Below are 14,568 nucleotides of genomic sequence, written 5' to 3' on the forward strand. Positions count from 1 at the left end.
TGGTATTGCTACCCGCTCGACTTGCATGTATTAGGCCTGCCGCTAGCGTTCATCCTGAGCCAGGATCAAACTCTCCATCGTAAATATTGTGTGATAGAATAAATTCTATCGTTGTCATTAGCCTTAATCGGTGCTAACCTATTGATGTCAACATGTCAAAGAACGGTCTCTCTTTCGAGATGGAGGCCAACCGTTGTCGGCCTTTCTTATATTTGGGAGTGCAAAGGTACAACACTCATTCTTTCTTGTCAAGGAAAAGTTGAAAAATATTTTTGTCAACTTTTAAACTTGTCCCCAGTAACTTATTGATAAAAAGGCAATTGAGTTGCTTTCGTCTGCCTTTCTTTCGATTTGGGAGTGCAAAGGTACTCAGCTATTCTGCTCGATGCAAGCTTTGTTCAGAAAAAACTTAAAAATTATTTCCCCTGCATAAATGGATAGTCGATAGAACGGGGCGATACGTAGGTTTCCTTGATCGTACGCGCTGACACCCAGCGATATAGGTTCAACGCTGATCCAGCTTTATCGTTCGTACCCGATGCACGCGCTCCGCCGAATGGTTGTTGCCCCACCACCGCTCCCGTCGGTTTGTCGTTTATGTAGAAGTTTCCAGCCGACTCACGCAGTCGGTTTGTCACGTGTTCCACAACAGTCCGGTCCTTCGAGAAGATGGAACCAGTCAGTGCATAGGGCGATGTTGAATCAACAAGATCAAGAATAGCGTCGAACTGCTCCGGCTCATAAACATAGACTGACAGTACAGGGCCGAATATCTCTTCGCACATGGTACGGTAAGTAGGATCGTTGACGCGGAGCACGGTTGGCTCAACGAAGTACCCGATCGTATCATCGCAGATCCCCCCCGCCACCACAGTAACGCCAGCTGCCGTCTTAGCCGTTTCGATGTATTCGCTTATCTTCTCAAATGAACGTTTGTCAATGACAGCGTTGACGAAGTTGGTGAAGTCTTCCACACCGCCCATCTTAACTTTACTAAGCGTCGCTTTTAGGCCTTCCTCGACAGCTGGCCACAGTGTGGTTGGAATGTAGGCTCTGGAAGCTGCGGAGCATTTCTGGCCCTGATACTCGAATGCACCCCGAACCAGGCCAGTTACGACTTCATCCACATGGGCTGACTCATGCACGACGACGAAGTCTTTCCCTCCTGTCTCACCGACAATACGGGGGTAAGACCGGTATTTGTGGATGTTTGCTCCTATCGTTGCCCAGATTGTCTGGAAAACTTTGGTGCTGCCTGTAAAGTGAATACCTGCAAAATCACGGTGGTTGAAGATAATATCGCCGGCAACAGGCCCATCTACGAATATCAGGTTGATGACACCATCTGGTAAGCCAGCTTCATTAAAGACATCCATAATCACCTTGGCCGATAGTGCCTGCGTATAGGCAGGTTTCCACACGATGGTGTTGCCCATCAGCGCGGCAGACGCAGGTAGGTTTCCGGCAATGGCGGTAAAGTTGAATGGCGTCAATGCGAAAACAAACCCTTCCAGTGGCCGGTATTCCAGTCGGTTCCAGATGCCCGGTGATGAGTTAGGCTGCTGCCGGTAGATTTCGTCGGCATAATGAACATTGAATCGCAGGAAATCGATCAGTTCACAGGCAGCGTCGATTTCAGCCTGATACGCATTTTTCGATTGCCCCAGCATGGTTGCCGCATTGATCCGTGCCCGGTATGGACCCGCAATCAGATCAGCGGCTTTCAGGAAAATACTGGCCCGGTTTTCCCAGCTAAGCGAAGCCCATTCTGCTTTTGCACTGAGCGCAGCCGAAATTGCCTGGTTTACGTGGTCTCCATTTCCCTCATAGAAGTAGCCCAGTGTATGCTTATGATCGTGGGGAGGGCTTATACGCAGTTTATGATTGGTACGAACAGCCTGTCCATTGATAATCATCGGAACATCGGTTTCGACTGAACGGTAGGCTGCTAACGCTTCTTTGACAGCTGCCTTCTCAGGAGAGCCGGGGGCGTACCCTTTTACTGGCTCATTTACAGGAGCCGGAATAGTGAAATTACCAAATGACATAACGACGTGTGTTTACGGTAGCTGATATGCTGCCGGATCGGATGAAGTGATCAGACCGCAAAAGTATAACGTTACCCGTACAGAATGTTATCCCGACAGGCTGGTATTGTCGGCTGCATTGCTGCGTAGATGCTTAATTTTCCGAACTTTGTCTCAATATCAGCTACTAACACATGCGGTTTTATAGTACAAACAGTCCTACCAGTACCGTTTCGGCGGAGGAGGCTCTCTTCCATAGTATGCCGGCAGATAAGGGGTTATACATGCCCACTCCCCTCCCCAAACCGGGTCGGGCCTTTTTCGATGCATTAGCCGACAAATCTTTAGCCGACATTGGCTTTGCCATCAGTCAATTATTCTTCGGTGACGAAATCAGCGAGCAGGATTTGTATGCGATCAACCAACGCGCTTTTTCATTCGACACCCCTGTTATCAACTTACGTGACGAGCTGGGTATACTGGAGCTTTTTCATGGCCCTTCGTTAGCTTTCAAAGACGTTGGTGCTCGGTACATGGCGGCTATGATGTCGCACTTTTCAAAACGTAACGACAAAGAAGTACACATTTTGGTCGCTACCTCCGGCGATACGGGTGGAGCGGTAGCCATGGGTTTTCATAATGTACCCGGCGTTCGTGTGTCGATTCTGTATCCCACCGGGCGGGTTAGTGATTTGCAGGAAAAGCAGCTGACTACGCTGGGGGGCAACATACAGGCGTTTGAAGTGGCCGGCTCGTTCGATGATTGTCAGGCTATTGTAAAACAGGCCTTTCTCGACAAAGAACTGAATAGTCAGCTAGCGCTATCATCGGCTAATTCTATCAACATCTTCCGGCTTATTCCACAGGGCTTTTATTACGTTCGGGCGTACGGACAGGTTCGGGATGCGGGCAAGCCGGTTGTCTTTTCAACACCCAGCGGCAATTTCGGTAATCTGAGCGCCGGAGTTCTGGTTCAGCAGATGGGTTTACCCGTGCACCACTTTGTGGCAGCTACTAACCTCAATCAGGTTGTCCCGTCCTACATCAAGTCTGGTGTTTATGCGCCGATGACTACGGTTGCAACGATCTCCAATGCGATGGATGTTGGCGCACCCAGCAACTTCGTACGGCTTGCTCACCTACACGGCGATCAGCACGACGCATTCCGAACGAATATATCTGGCTACTACTTCGACGATGAGCAGACCCGGCAGGAGATGAAGCGTTTGCACGATCAATATAATTATGTAGCCTGTCCCCATACGGCAATAGGTGTACTTGGGCTTGAGCAATACCGTAAGGAATCAGGCGAATCGTTTACAGGTGTAGCCCTGGCTACGGCGCATCCGGCGAAGTTTAAACCACTCGTTGAGGAAGTAATCGGTAGGCCGGTCGCCGTACCGGAGCGGCTCGCTGTTATGGCTGATCAGACCAAACGCAGCATTCAGATCGACAACGATTACGAGTCGTTTAAAGAGGCCTTTCTTCAGGCCGTATAATCAGCAAAAAGGGGCCGGATTTTGAATCCGGCCCCTTTTTGTTAATTCACAGTATCGCCCCTTAGCGCCCGGAATCGTTTTCGCGACTCGGCGCCGTGTATACTTCCCGGATATTGGGCCAGTACCTTCTGGTAAGCCTCCATAGCAGCGGACTTGTCTTTAAGTTGTTCTTCGTAAATTTTACCCGTTAGAAACTGCGCATCATCACCCAAGATATCAGTGGCATATTTAGTCGTTACCACCTTCAGGTCGTCCAGTGCTTCCGTTGTTTTACCTTGTCGGAGATAGGTATTTGCGCGTAACCAGAGTATCTCGTCCGCCAGGCTATGGTCACCGTATTTTTTCCACAGCTGGTTGAGTTTATCCACAGCCTCGTCGGTTTTATTCTGGAAAAGTAGCAAATCGACAGCCGCATACTCACGCATCGCAGCTTCCGTGCTATCCATACCCGTGTTGTCCACAATTAGCAGACTCAACTGTTCAGCATCGTTGGCAATTTCGCGGGAGGTGGCCAGCTTGAGCACGTCCAGAATGTCTTTCGATACGGTAAAGTCGCCTTTGTAATAGTGAAGCTTCGCATTTTTCAGCTTGGCTTCATAACCAAGCAGCTCTTCTTTCTCCGACTTTTCCACTTGTGCGTATAACAATGTGGATTCCCAGGGCTCTCCTTTCAACAGAAAGATATCGCCCTTGTCAAGTTTGCACTTATCCACAAAACTACGGTCAGTTTTCCCCAGCCCAATGGCCATATCGAGAACTGTTATCGCTGTGTCTTTGCTGTCAAGGTAATTAGCGTACAAATTAGCCGTGCTTCGGAGGGCTTCCAGCGTCTTACCGTTTAACCCCAATTCCTGAACCATCTTCTGGTAGTCGGCGATCAGCTTCCGAATTTCAACCTTATCAACAGGGTACGTATTTTTCACCTGTTCCTCCCGGGCGTTGATCACCAACCGCCGAGCAAATGGATACAGCTGCCCTTGTGGATAAGTTGTGCATATATAGTCAAATGCATCAGATGCCGTTTTGTATTCTTTGTTGTTAAACGCTAAAGCACCCAGTTCATACACACGGTTGCCTGCCAGCTTAAGACGTTTATCCGTGGCTTTCTCCAGTAATAGTGCCCGGCTGAACTTCTGCTTCTGGGTATAGAACCAGATAAGCATGTCATTGTAAGCTAACTCGCTGGGCTCTTTCTGTATTCGCTCGTACAGCACCTTCTCAATGAGTGGCTCGTCCTTCGTATTGATATAACTCTGGAGATTAGCAAACGCAGCTTCTTTCTTATCCGATTGCTTGGCCGTATTAATGCTTTCATCGATAGCCTTTACTGTTTGGCCCGTGGCTTTGTATAAAGCCATCAGCTCGTCGCTAAACGCCATCGGCGACTGACTCACCTCCCGACCTGTCTCAAAGCTTACAATCGCCCATTTCGATTCACCGACGTCCCGGAAGGCGCTCGCCAGTTGTTCGAGCTTCACTGTCGATACCCGCGCCGATTTAACAGCCGCCATAAATTCTTTACTGGCTAGCGTGGTATCTCCTTTTTGCTGGGCCAGCTGCCCTAGTAGTAATTCACAAAATGGTTTACTGGCTTCGTTACCGCGCACCTGCTGCCGCAGAAACTTTTCGGCCTGCTCCGTTCGACTACTCCGCTGTAAGCTTTGTACGTACTGATTGAGCCGAGGCCACGTCGGTTCCGTCTTAACCAACTTTGCGTATTCATCAGCGGCCTTTCCAAATTCACCACTCTTAAAGTACTCATCGGCCAGGGCTCCCCCCGTTCCCGATTGCCCGGCAACCTGACATTCACCAGATAGCCACACCGCGCACAGGCAAAGCGTCAACAACGTTTTTACCAACATTACTTTATTAGTTTATCTTTTTAAAAAAACGTTATTGTAGTTATTAGCTGTGTGGATATGTGCATAAAAAGATTATGCACAGGGTAATCAAGATTATGTGGATAAAACAGGTGCTTATTCACCACTCACATATAAAGTTATCCACTTTTAACAATCTATCTCTCAGCTAATTAACATTTTATCCACAAAGAGGGCCGTTTTTCAGTGTGGATTCGTTGATAAATTTTATCCACGAAAGGCGTTGCGGAAAACTTTTGGATACCGCGTCTACATCTTGTGGATTGTCCACAGAATCGTGGTGGATATCGGTAAATCGGAAAGCTATCCACATTCATCCACATTTCATGTCAGACTTTCTAACATGCTATCCACAGAATTTGGCAGTTATTCACATGATTATCCACAGAAAAACTGGCTTTTTTTTAGTTAGAATAGACCTGTCTATCGGAACGGGAAAAGCAGGAGCTACTATAGCCAGCTAAGGGAAGAGTGCTGTGTATTACGCTTTCTGGAAGATATAGATCAGGCTGGACCAGTCGCCTGTTCGCCTGGCTTGCCTGTTTGATGCTAAGCCTGTCAGAAAACTTTTCACGTAATCAGTACGACCGATCTGATAACGCGTACTGAGCATACTGATATAAAAAGCGTCGAATGGCATCGGCTTCTGAGCCATCAGCGTGAACCCGTTCTTCGCAAACAGCGGCTTGATGGTAGTTGGCGTGAAATGATGCAAGTGACGGGGAACGTCGTAAGCGGCCCAATATTGGCCAAAGACCTTTGCATCGTAAGAATCGGAATTCGGAACGGCGATTAACAAAGAACCTGAATCGCTCAGTAACTGATGAAATCGAGTTATCGTCGACTCCAGATCAGCAATATGTTCCAACACATGCCACAAGGTGATGACATCGTACTTGTTGGCTGATACATCGGTCAGCCGTTCTGCAATGGGCGTTTTTAATTTTTCGCTCGCAATACGACGGGCGTCGTCATCAGGTTCCATTCCGGATATGGTCCAGCCAGTTGCCTGACATGTTTCCAGGAATGAGCCGGTACCGCAGCCGACGTCCAACAAGTTGCCCGGCCGCTTGGCCAGCGAATTTATCAAGGCAAGTTTTGAGCGCAGTGTATACGAACGGACTCCTTTGTAAACCGTATCGATTATCCCTCCCCCACTATCGTTGTGAGAAATGTACGCGTCGGACTTGTAATACTGTCCGATTGATGCTGCATCAGGACGCGGATTCGTCATCCGAAAACCGCACTGATCACAGGATTGAATCGCGAAGGTTTTGTCGCTCACTAAGTAATCCTTGCAGGATAGAAATGGGGAAAAGCTTGTCCCGGCGCAAACGGGACAAGCGATAATCGTTTCAAGCGAAGCCATTACACTATGTTTAGAAAATGCAGAAATCGTACAGGCACGGGTTTGTTTACCGACCCATGTAGACGAGCAATATAGAAATATCAGATGGACTGACGCCACTGATTCTGGAAGCCTGACCGATGGTCGATGGGCGCAAACGCTTCAACTTATCGCGTCCTTCAAACGAAAGTGCCTTCAACTTATCGTAATCAAAATCGATGTGAATAGCCAGACTTTCCCAACGATCTATTTTAGCTGCGTTCTGCTTTTCGCGCAGCAAGTAGTCCTCGTATTTCAGTTCGACAACTGTCTGCTCGATCACCTCATCATTGTAGACATCGGCGTTGGGCAACGTCAAATTCAGTAGTTGAGAGACATTCTCAGCCGTAGTCTCGGGACGTTTGATAATGGTTTGTAGGCTCGACGTTTCGCGCAGCGGAGCGCTATTTTTGTCGACAAGCCAGGCATTCACCTCGTCAGGTTTGACCTTTTTGGTTTGAATTGCTTTCGTCAGTTCCGCAATCTTTGCCTGCTTTTCGACTAGTGCGTTGTACCGTTGCGACGAGGCAAGACCCAATTGATAACCCTTCTCGGTGAGCCGGATGTCGGCGTTATCTTGTCTGAGAAGGGTGCGGTATTCGGCCCGCGACGTAAACATGCGATACGGTTCCTCGGTGCCTTTCGTAATCAAATCGTCGATCAATACGCCAATGTACCCTTCCGATCGTTTGACGGTGAATGGTTCTTTTTCATGAACAGATTGATGCGCATTGATCCCCGCAATCAGGCCCTGACACGCAGCTTCTTCATAACCGGTCGTACCATTTATCTGTCCGGCAAAAAACAGATTAGCGACCTGATGGGTCTCTAGCGTATGCTTCAACTGGGTTGGCGGAAAGAAATCGTACTCTACCGCATAGCCTGGCCGAAACATTTTAGCCTGTTCAAAACCCGGTATTTTTTGCAAGGCTCTTAACTGTACGTCTTCCGGCAACGACGTCGAAAAGCCGTTGACGTATATTTCGACGGTATCACGACCCTCGGGTTCTACGAAAATCTGGTGACGATCTTTATCGGCAAATCGGTTGATTTTGTCTTCCACCGATGGGCAGTAGCGCGGTCCCAATCCTTTGATGCGGCCGGTAAACATGGGTGATTTCTCGAAGCCCGTCTTCAATTCATCGTGCACCGCCTGATTGGTATACGTGATCCAGCAGCTTTTTTGCTCCGTCAGCGCCGGAGTATCTGTGTACGAGAATTTACCGGGTATGGCGTCGCCGAGCTGTTCTTCCATGGCAGCATAGTTCAAACTACGGCCATCAACCCTGGGTGGCGTTCCGGTTTTCATACGGCCACTTTCGAAGCCAAGCTCGATCAGTTGTTCGGTTAAGCCGCTCGATGCTGCTTCTCCCGTACGGCCCCCGCCAAATGTTTTCTCGCCGATAAACATGCGTCCATTCAGGAATGTACCGTTGGTAAGTACAACGCTTTTGCTGTAAAAGAGCATACCCATTGTGGTTTTTACCCCGCAGACGGTACCGTCTTTCACAAGTAGTTCGCGCACGGAATCCTGCCAGAAGCTTACGTTAAGATTACTTTCCAACGTTTTACGCCATTCCCAGGCAAAGGCATGGCGGTCGCTCTGGCAGCGTGGACTCCACATTGCTGGACCTTTCGACCGATTCAGCATCCGGAACTGAATCATTGTCTTGTCGGAAATTATGCCGGACATACCACCGAGTGCATCGACCTCGCGGACGATTTGGCCTTTGGCCACACCACCCATGGCCGGATTGCAGGACATCTGGGCGATTGTCTGCATGTTCATGGTGATGAGCAATACTTGCGAACCCATGGTCGCAGCCGCGTGCGCTGCTTCACAACCGGCGTGTCCACCACCCACCACGATCACATCATAGCTTGACGTCATTTCAACAGTTTTTGTAAAATGTTTCACGTGGAAACTTTTCACGTGATTACACTATTTATGAAGCGACAACAAAAAACCGCTCGCCTTTGTGCCAGACGAACGGTTGTAAAAATTGAGTGTAACGGCTTATTTACTAAGCTTCTGTAAATACTGGTTTGCCTGATTCTTGTAAAAGATATTGTAGTTAGGCGTCACGGATCTGAGTACTTCCGTCTGCTTGGTGAACTGCCTGTTCGTTAGCGAATCGAAGAAAGCCGGGGTCTTGGCTCTTTGCGAACGGGCTGCTTCGGCTTGCCGCTTCGGATCTTCCTCCTGCTGTTTAAGCGCCTTTTCTGATTCCAGCAAGCGGGTTAGAATCTGATTCTGCCGATCAATCGTGTTTTGGTTGATGCGTTTATTGACCAGATCAGTTTCACTCTGATCCATCTTGTCCATCAAATCTTTCACCTGATCGCCCTGCTGTTTGCCCGCTTCAGTGCCCTTTGCACCCTCTTCCAATTTCTTGAGCATCTCCCGAATCATCGCCTGTTGCGACGCTAACCGCGATAATTCTTCTGATAACCCCTGCCCCGATTTCCCACTCTTCTGAAGCTGTTTCATCTCAGCATTCAGCTTCTCCTGCATTTCTCCCAGACCCGGGCTTTGCCCTTTCTTTCCTGGCTTACCTTTCCCCGGCATAGCCATGGCGTTCATCTGCTGCTGCATGTTTTTCAGCACGTCACTAAGCATCAGGGACAGATTGTTAATGGAAGTCATCGCAAATTGCTGTTTCGACGAAGCCATACTAAGGCGTCGATCTTTAAGCTGCTGTACGCTCTCGTCCATGTAAAACTTCATGTTCGTAAGTTCACGCGTAACAAACGGCTGAATCTGGGCGACCCGACTTGCCAGTGCGTTGAGGCTATCCTCAATAATTTTAGCATCGTCCTGGAGCTTTAACTGTTCCTGCGACAGCTTGGTCACGCGAGGATCTTGCAGGCTCATACCACGAAACTCTTTCATGATTTTTTCCTGCCCAAATGACAAAGTAATGAGATTGTCCAGAATGCTGCGCAGGTCATCCATGTTCTCCTGCATCTCACTCATCTGGCTGGATTGCATCGATTCACGCATTGACTTACTCATCGAGCGCATTGCTTTGGATGCCTTGCTTTGGGAGCCTGAAGCTTGCTTGTTTTTCTTTTGCTTGAGCTGCTTCATGGCCTGATCCATCTGCTGCTCGATGTCTCTTTGCTGCTCGTCGGTGGATTCAGGCTTGGTCAATTCATCTTTTTCAGCCTGCTTCTCTAACTCCTCGATCATCTTTTTCAAGGCGTCAAACTCTTCTTTAGACAGCTGTTGCTTTTGTTCCTGCTGTTCCTGCGAGCCCGCGTTATTTTCATTTTCCTCTGCCTGCTTGTCTAATTTATCCGCTTGCTTCTCCAACTGATCAGCCACATTATTGACCTTCTGTTCGAGCTGCATCTGTTTAAAAAGTTTAAGCGCTCGGTCCAGATCGCGCTCCATATTACGCTCTTTACGCGATAAGCGATCCAACATATCCGACGCTTTCTCATCCTGTCGCTTCTCCAGCAACTGCTTGAGTTGTTCGTAGAGTTGCTTGGATTCAGGATCAAGTAGCTCGTTAAAGAGCTTCTGTAGCTGCTTCAATTTTTCCTGAACCGCGTTATCTTTCTCCGCAAAACGTTGTTGCAAGTCGTTAGTCTTCTGGAACTGCTCCTGGAGTTTCTGTACTTCCCGCATCAATTCCTCTCGCTTCTGAAGAATATCCTGTAGCTGTTTTTTATCCTGAAAATCCGACGACTTTTTGGTGCGCATGCGCTCTTCAAGCTGACTCAGTTCTTTCTTGATAGCCTGTGTCTTGCTTAGCGCCTTGTCTATATCTTCCTGCGTCTTGTCTGCTGATTGATCGACTTGCTTCTGCACATCAGCGTTGGATGGAATGGCGAAAACGAACGGCGTGGACTTGGCTGATTTTGGTCCGTGGACGCCATCATTATCCCATACCGTTACGGTGTATTCCAGCTTATCCCGTTGCCCAAGACGTAAACTATCCAGCGACCAATTGTAGACGAAGTTCTGAGAAGTGGTCGTGCGATTGAACGCAATGTCTTTCGTGTACACAGGCGATTTCTTCCCCTCCCGCTCGATAGTATACGACAGTCGAAGTTTTGAGAATCCGTAATCATCGTTAATCAGACCAGACAAAGCGACATAGTTGTAGGTCGTTGAGTCCTCAATACGGTTGACCGAAATCTGCGGGTAGCGATCAGGAATAACCTGAATGTTATAGCTGACCAACGATGGTTTGTTGACATTCGCGTTGGCGAGTGAGATGCCGTATTGCGTATTCTGTACCAGTCGCTTCGACGCTACGAACTTATCCCCATCGGCTAATTGCGCTTTGATCTGGGAACGGTCGGCGTCGAATTTAAGCACGAGCGAATCCGTATGATCGGCTGCAAACGACCAGTTCGCTACGGTACCTTCGGGAATCAGTAGGTTGCCCGCATTGGCCAGTTGCTCAGCGGGTTTGTTCAGATAAGCCGGAAATGTTAGCCGAACATCGAAGGCCAAAATTGAGGGCCTATCGATCAGCGACACCGTGTACGTTTTCGATTTGAATCCTGCTGCTTCGAGATGAAAGTCCAAATCGCGCTGTATGTTGTCGAACGTATACTTGTACTCCGATCCCGACGGCGATAGCTTCAGCCTGGTTCCATCAGTTACGAGATAGACCGATTCGGGAATAGTGTTACCCGTCAGGCTTACTGTCAACGGAAAATCTTCGTTGCGAAAGCCCTTCATCGATTTATTCCGTACGACAAACTGGAAGGGTGCTTCTTCAACAAACTCCTCGTTGTAGTTGACAAGCCGCGTCGATGACTGCGTCAGAAAATCAGGCTTGATTAATAGCAATAACAGAATGAGCGCTAACGGTGGAATAGCGTATTTTAGAAACTGACGATTGCCACTAAGTTCTATCGCATTGGCAAATCGGTTGATAAGTAATTGCTGTGACCGCTGGTCGAGACTGGCTCGAAGCAGATCACTTTGCTCCGAACTGATGCGTTGCAGCTGAAGTGTATTCAGCAGCTTGTCCGAAATGTCGGGAAAGTACGTGCCGATCTGCCGGGCCGCTTCATCCGTCGATAGTGGTTTGCTCAACCCGTAAAGACCCAGCAAAGGTCGAATGATGAACTGGTAAAGACCAATCACTACGGCGACCAGAAAGCCAAAGAAAAGCACGGCGCGTCCGCCTGAGCTAAAGCGGCCAATAAATTCAGCCGTGTTAATCAACAGATAGGCCGTACCCAGCAGGGCCACGAAAAACAGACTTCCTTTAACGAGTTGATTTTGGAAGTAGCGCCGTTTGTATTCGTCGATGCGCTCGAGTAGCGTTGAGTAAGCTGCGGATGATTGCATAAGGGTCGGAAAGGAAATCAGGCGGCAAACACAGATTGGAAATAAGTAATAACGTGGCTTTTCAGCAGCGTTTCCTGAGCCAGCAAATCGCCGTGTGGCAATGGTTTGATCAGTGTCCAGTGCGGCCAGCCATCTTTGTCAGGACCCGCAAAATCGTAGTAGCTGGACTCGCTCAACACGCGGCAAACGCCAATGTGCATCAAGTCCTGTTTCTGTTCTTTCGAGAATCGGATGGGCCCCCTACCCAATTCCTGAACGCCGATTAAAAAGAGGACGGCATTTAGATCAGCGGGTCGTTTACCAAGCAGCTGCTGTAACTGATCGAGCAAGTTTTCCCAAGCTGATTCGGTATGTGATTTTTCGGAATCTGTCACGTCAAAAAAGTATATACTCCCTAAATTACAATTAATTACGCATAAGTAACGATGCGTCTTCCGGTTTCGGTTTATGAAAAGTCTACTAACTGACCTGATTAATCTGCTGTTCCCGACATTGTGCGTGGGCTGTGATCAAACCCTGCATCAAGCCGATCAGTTTCTGTGCACGGCATGTCGGCTGGCGTTGCCGGAAACAAACGACCATCAGTCGCCTGACCACAATGAATCACACAACAAGTTTGCCGGGAAGGTACCCATACGGTATGTAACCTCGTACGCTCGCTTCGTAAAAGGCGGTGTTATGCAACGAGCCATCCATCGGATAAAGTACGAGGGAAACAAAGATGCTGCCACGGGATTCGGCCGATGGTACGGAGCGATTCTGAACGAGCATAGTTCGTTGGCTGACGATATCGATTTGCTGGTGGGCGTGCCGCTTCACAAACAGCGGCTCAGACAACGAGGCTACAACCAGGCCGATCAGCTGGCGATAGGATTGAGTGAAACAATGCAGCTTCCAGCACGTACGGACGTACTAGTCCGAACGGAATTCAAGTCGTCGCAAACGAAAAAGAATCGGCTGGAACGATGGGCGAATGTTGAAACCGTATTTGGCGTAGCTGATGCGTTAGCTGTGAAAGATAAGCATATCGCCATTGTCGACGATGTATTGACTACAGGCGCTACAATTGAAGCCTGCGCGGCTGAATTACTCCGGGCGGGCTGTAGGGAGGTCAGCGTCATCACGTTGGCTGTGACGCAATAAAAAAGGCGCTCCCCGTAGGAAGCGCCTTTCATTGTAAAAGCTTGTGCTTACTTATTACGACCTACACCAATCATAGCGCAGCGGAAACCAATCATGGCCGTTGCCGAATCCTGATCGAGGAAACGACGGGTACCCGGTGATAACCAATACGCTACGTCGTTCCAGGAGCCACCTTTGTAGACGCGCAGCTTGTCGTTGATAAGCGACTGATTGTTCTTCGCATCATAGTTCTTCGCGTCATCCATGTAACCGTTCCGACGAATCGGGTTGAGGTCGCTCACATCTTGGTACGACAGCGGACGGTATACGTCATATACCCATTCGTTTACGTTACCAGCCATGTTGTACAGGCCAAAGTCGTTGGCAGGATACGCGTAGATTTCAGCGGTGATGATCGCGCCGTCATTCGAGCGGCCAGCGATACCAGCGTAGTCACCACGGCCGCGTTTGAAGTTAGCCAGCATCTGCCCCTGTTTCCGACCCTTCTTCGGATTCCGTACAGAAGAACCGTCCCACGGATAAATCCGTTGGTTGATCTGGTTTTCGTCCATGTACTGTGTCCCGATAAGGGCTTTCGCTGCGTATTCCCATTCGGCTTCCGTTGGTAGCCGGTAGTCAGGCAGGATTGTACCGCTTTCCAGACTTGGTTTACCGGCTGGTGCTGCCGATGCCTCAGCCAGAGCCGGGTCTTCCGCCTGCTTCGACTTACGCTTCAACGAGAAGCCTCCTTTCTTCTTTGGACCACCCCCTTTTGCCAGTTCGCTATTTACTGCGTCTGACCGCCAGCGGGCATAGTCACTAGCCTGCACCCACGATACACCGACGACCGGGTAATATCGGAAAGCCGGGTAGCGAAGGTACTGGGTAACGTATGAGTCGTTGAACGACAGTGGGTTAGACCATACTGTCGTATCGGGAAGGGCAGCTCTGACGACCTCTTCCGATGAGTCACGCGTGATGGCGTTCAGGTATTCGAGATAGTGGACGTTTGCCATTTCGGTTTCGTCCATATAGAATGACTGAATCGAAACGGTGCGTTCGCGGTTGTCGCGGCTGTTCATTACGTCCTCTTCCAGCGCGCCCATCGTAAACCGACCGCCTTCAATAAAGACGAGGTTTGGGCCCGCTTTCTGACCGGCGAATTTCTTTACCTGGAAACCATCTTTCTGGTTGTAAGCAATACCGGTCGCCGTGCTTTTCTTGCCCGGCTGTACGCTCGTTGGGTGCTTTGACTTACAGGCCGAAAGAGCCGCCGTTGCCAGCAGCACATAGGCAGCTTGTTTCAGGTGATACTTTTGAATCATTGCTGTATTTT

General features: G+C 49.1%; 9 protein-coding genes and 1 rRNA gene. 2 read left to right on the plus strand and 8 right to left on the minus strand.

The genetic code is table 11. The features are described 5' to 3' along the window. Together CLV58_RS20595 and pruA are read right to left on the minus strand one after the other, a co-directional pair. Positions 1 to 81, minus strand: a 16S ribosomal RNA gene (locus CLV58_RS20595); the annotation flags it as partial. 335 nt (positions 82 to 416) lie between these two features. Next, positions 417 to 2,048 (minus strand): L-glutamate gamma-semialdehyde dehydrogenase, encoded by a 1,632-nt coding sequence (gene pruA / locus CLV58_RS20600; protein ID WP_106139725.1) that lies wholly within the window; start codon positions 2,046 to 2,048, stop codon positions 417 to 419. A 173-nt stretch (positions 2,049 to 2,221) separates the two neighbouring features. On the opposite strand from pruA, the gene thrC reads away from it, so the two are divergent. Further along, positions 2,222 to 3,526, plus strand: a complete 1,305-nt coding sequence (thrC, locus tag CLV58_RS20605) for a threonine synthase (RefSeq protein WP_106139726.1) — start codon at positions 2,222 to 2,224, stop codon at positions 3,524 to 3,526. Between the two features lie 41 nt (positions 3,527 to 3,567). Here thrC and CLV58_RS20610 read toward each other — a convergent pair whose 3' ends face one another. The 5 genes from CLV58_RS20610 to CLV58_RS20630 form a co-directional block, all read right to left on the minus strand. Beyond that, positions 3,568 to 5,388 carry a tetratricopeptide repeat protein gene (locus CLV58_RS20610; protein WP_106139727.1) on the minus strand — a complete coding sequence of 607 codons (1,821 nt, stop codon included), beginning with the start codon at positions 5,386 to 5,388 and terminating at the stop codon, positions 3,568 to 3,570. Positions 5,389 to 5,887: 499 nt separating this feature from the next. Next, positions 5,888 to 6,775, minus strand: coding sequence for a class I SAM-dependent methyltransferase (locus CLV58_RS20615; protein WP_106139728.1), 888 nt, complete (start codon positions 6,773 to 6,775; stop codon positions 5,888 to 5,890). 46 nt (positions 6,776 to 6,821) lie between these two features. Next, on the minus strand, positions 6,822 to 8,684 hold the full coding sequence (gene mnmG, locus CLV58_RS20620) for a tRNA uridine-5-carboxymethylaminomethyl(34) synthesis enzyme MnmG (protein WP_106139729.1): 1,863 nt from the start codon (positions 8,682 to 8,684) through the stop codon (positions 6,822 to 6,824). A 126-nt stretch (positions 8,685 to 8,810) separates the two neighbouring features. Further along, positions 8,811 to 12,110: a DUF4175 family protein gene (locus tag CLV58_RS20625; RefSeq protein ID WP_106139730.1), complete on the minus strand. Its 3,300-nt coding sequence runs from the start codon at positions 12,108 to 12,110 to the stop codon at positions 8,811 to 8,813. Between the two features lie 17 nt (positions 12,111 to 12,127). Further along, positions 12,128 to 12,439, minus strand: coding sequence for a hypothetical protein (locus CLV58_RS20630; RefSeq protein ID WP_342748935.1), 312 nt, complete (start codon positions 12,437 to 12,439; stop codon positions 12,128 to 12,130). Between the two features lie 118 nt (positions 12,440 to 12,557). On the opposite strand from CLV58_RS20630, the gene CLV58_RS20635 reads away from it, so the two are divergent. Continuing rightward, positions 12,558 to 13,253 (plus strand): ComF family protein, encoded by a 696-nt coding sequence (locus CLV58_RS20635; RefSeq protein WP_106139732.1) that lies wholly within the window; start codon positions 12,558 to 12,560, stop codon positions 13,251 to 13,253. Between the two features lie 47 nt (positions 13,254 to 13,300). On the opposite strand, the gene CLV58_RS20640 is transcribed toward CLV58_RS20635, so the two are convergent. Further along, complete coding sequence (locus CLV58_RS20640) at positions 13,301 to 14,557, minus strand: SUMF1/EgtB/PvdO family nonheme iron enzyme (protein ID WP_106139733.1); 1,257 nt, start codon at positions 14,555 to 14,557, stop codon at positions 13,301 to 13,303. Positions 14,558 to 14,568: the final 11 nt, after the last annotated feature.

It is taken from the genome of Spirosoma oryzae (genome assembly GCF_003002825.1).
In the GTDB taxonomy this organism is placed as follows: Bacteria; Bacteroidota; Bacteroidia; order Cytophagales; family Spirosomataceae; genus Spirosoma; species Spirosoma oryzae.

What these genes read in the sequence shown, in the direction of transcription:
- pruA (WP_106139725.1), bottom strand. Translation starts at nt 2,048, where the DNA reads ATGTCATTTGGTAATTTCACTATTCCGGCTCCTGTAAATGAGCCAGTA.
- CLV58_RS20640 (WP_106139733.1), bottom strand. Translation starts at nt 14,557, where the DNA reads ATGATTCAAAAGTATCACCTGAAACAAGCTGCCTATGTGCTGCTGGCA.
- CLV58_RS20625 (WP_106139730.1), bottom strand. Translation starts at nt 12,110, where the DNA reads ATGCAATCATCCGCAGCTTACTCAACGCTACTCGAGCGCATCGACGAA.
- CLV58_RS20610 (WP_106139727.1), bottom strand. Translation starts at nt 5,388, where the DNA reads ATGTTGGTAAAAACGTTGTTGACGCTTTGCCTGTGCGCGGTGTGGCTA.
- CLV58_RS20635 (WP_106139732.1), top strand. Translation starts at nt 12,558, where the DNA reads ATGAAAAGTCTACTAACTGACCTGATTAATCTGCTGTTCCCGACATTG.
- CLV58_RS20615 (WP_106139728.1), bottom strand. Translation starts at nt 6,775, where the DNA reads ATGGCTTCGCTTGAAACGATTATCGCTTGTCCCGTTTGCGCCGGGACA.
- mnmG (WP_106139729.1), bottom strand. Translation starts at nt 8,684, where the DNA reads ATGACGTCAAGCTATGATGTGATCGTGGTGGGTGGTGGACACGCCGGT.
- thrC (WP_106139726.1), top strand. Translation starts at nt 2,222, where the DNA reads ATGCGGTTTTATAGTACAAACAGTCCTACCAGTACCGTTTCGGCGGAG.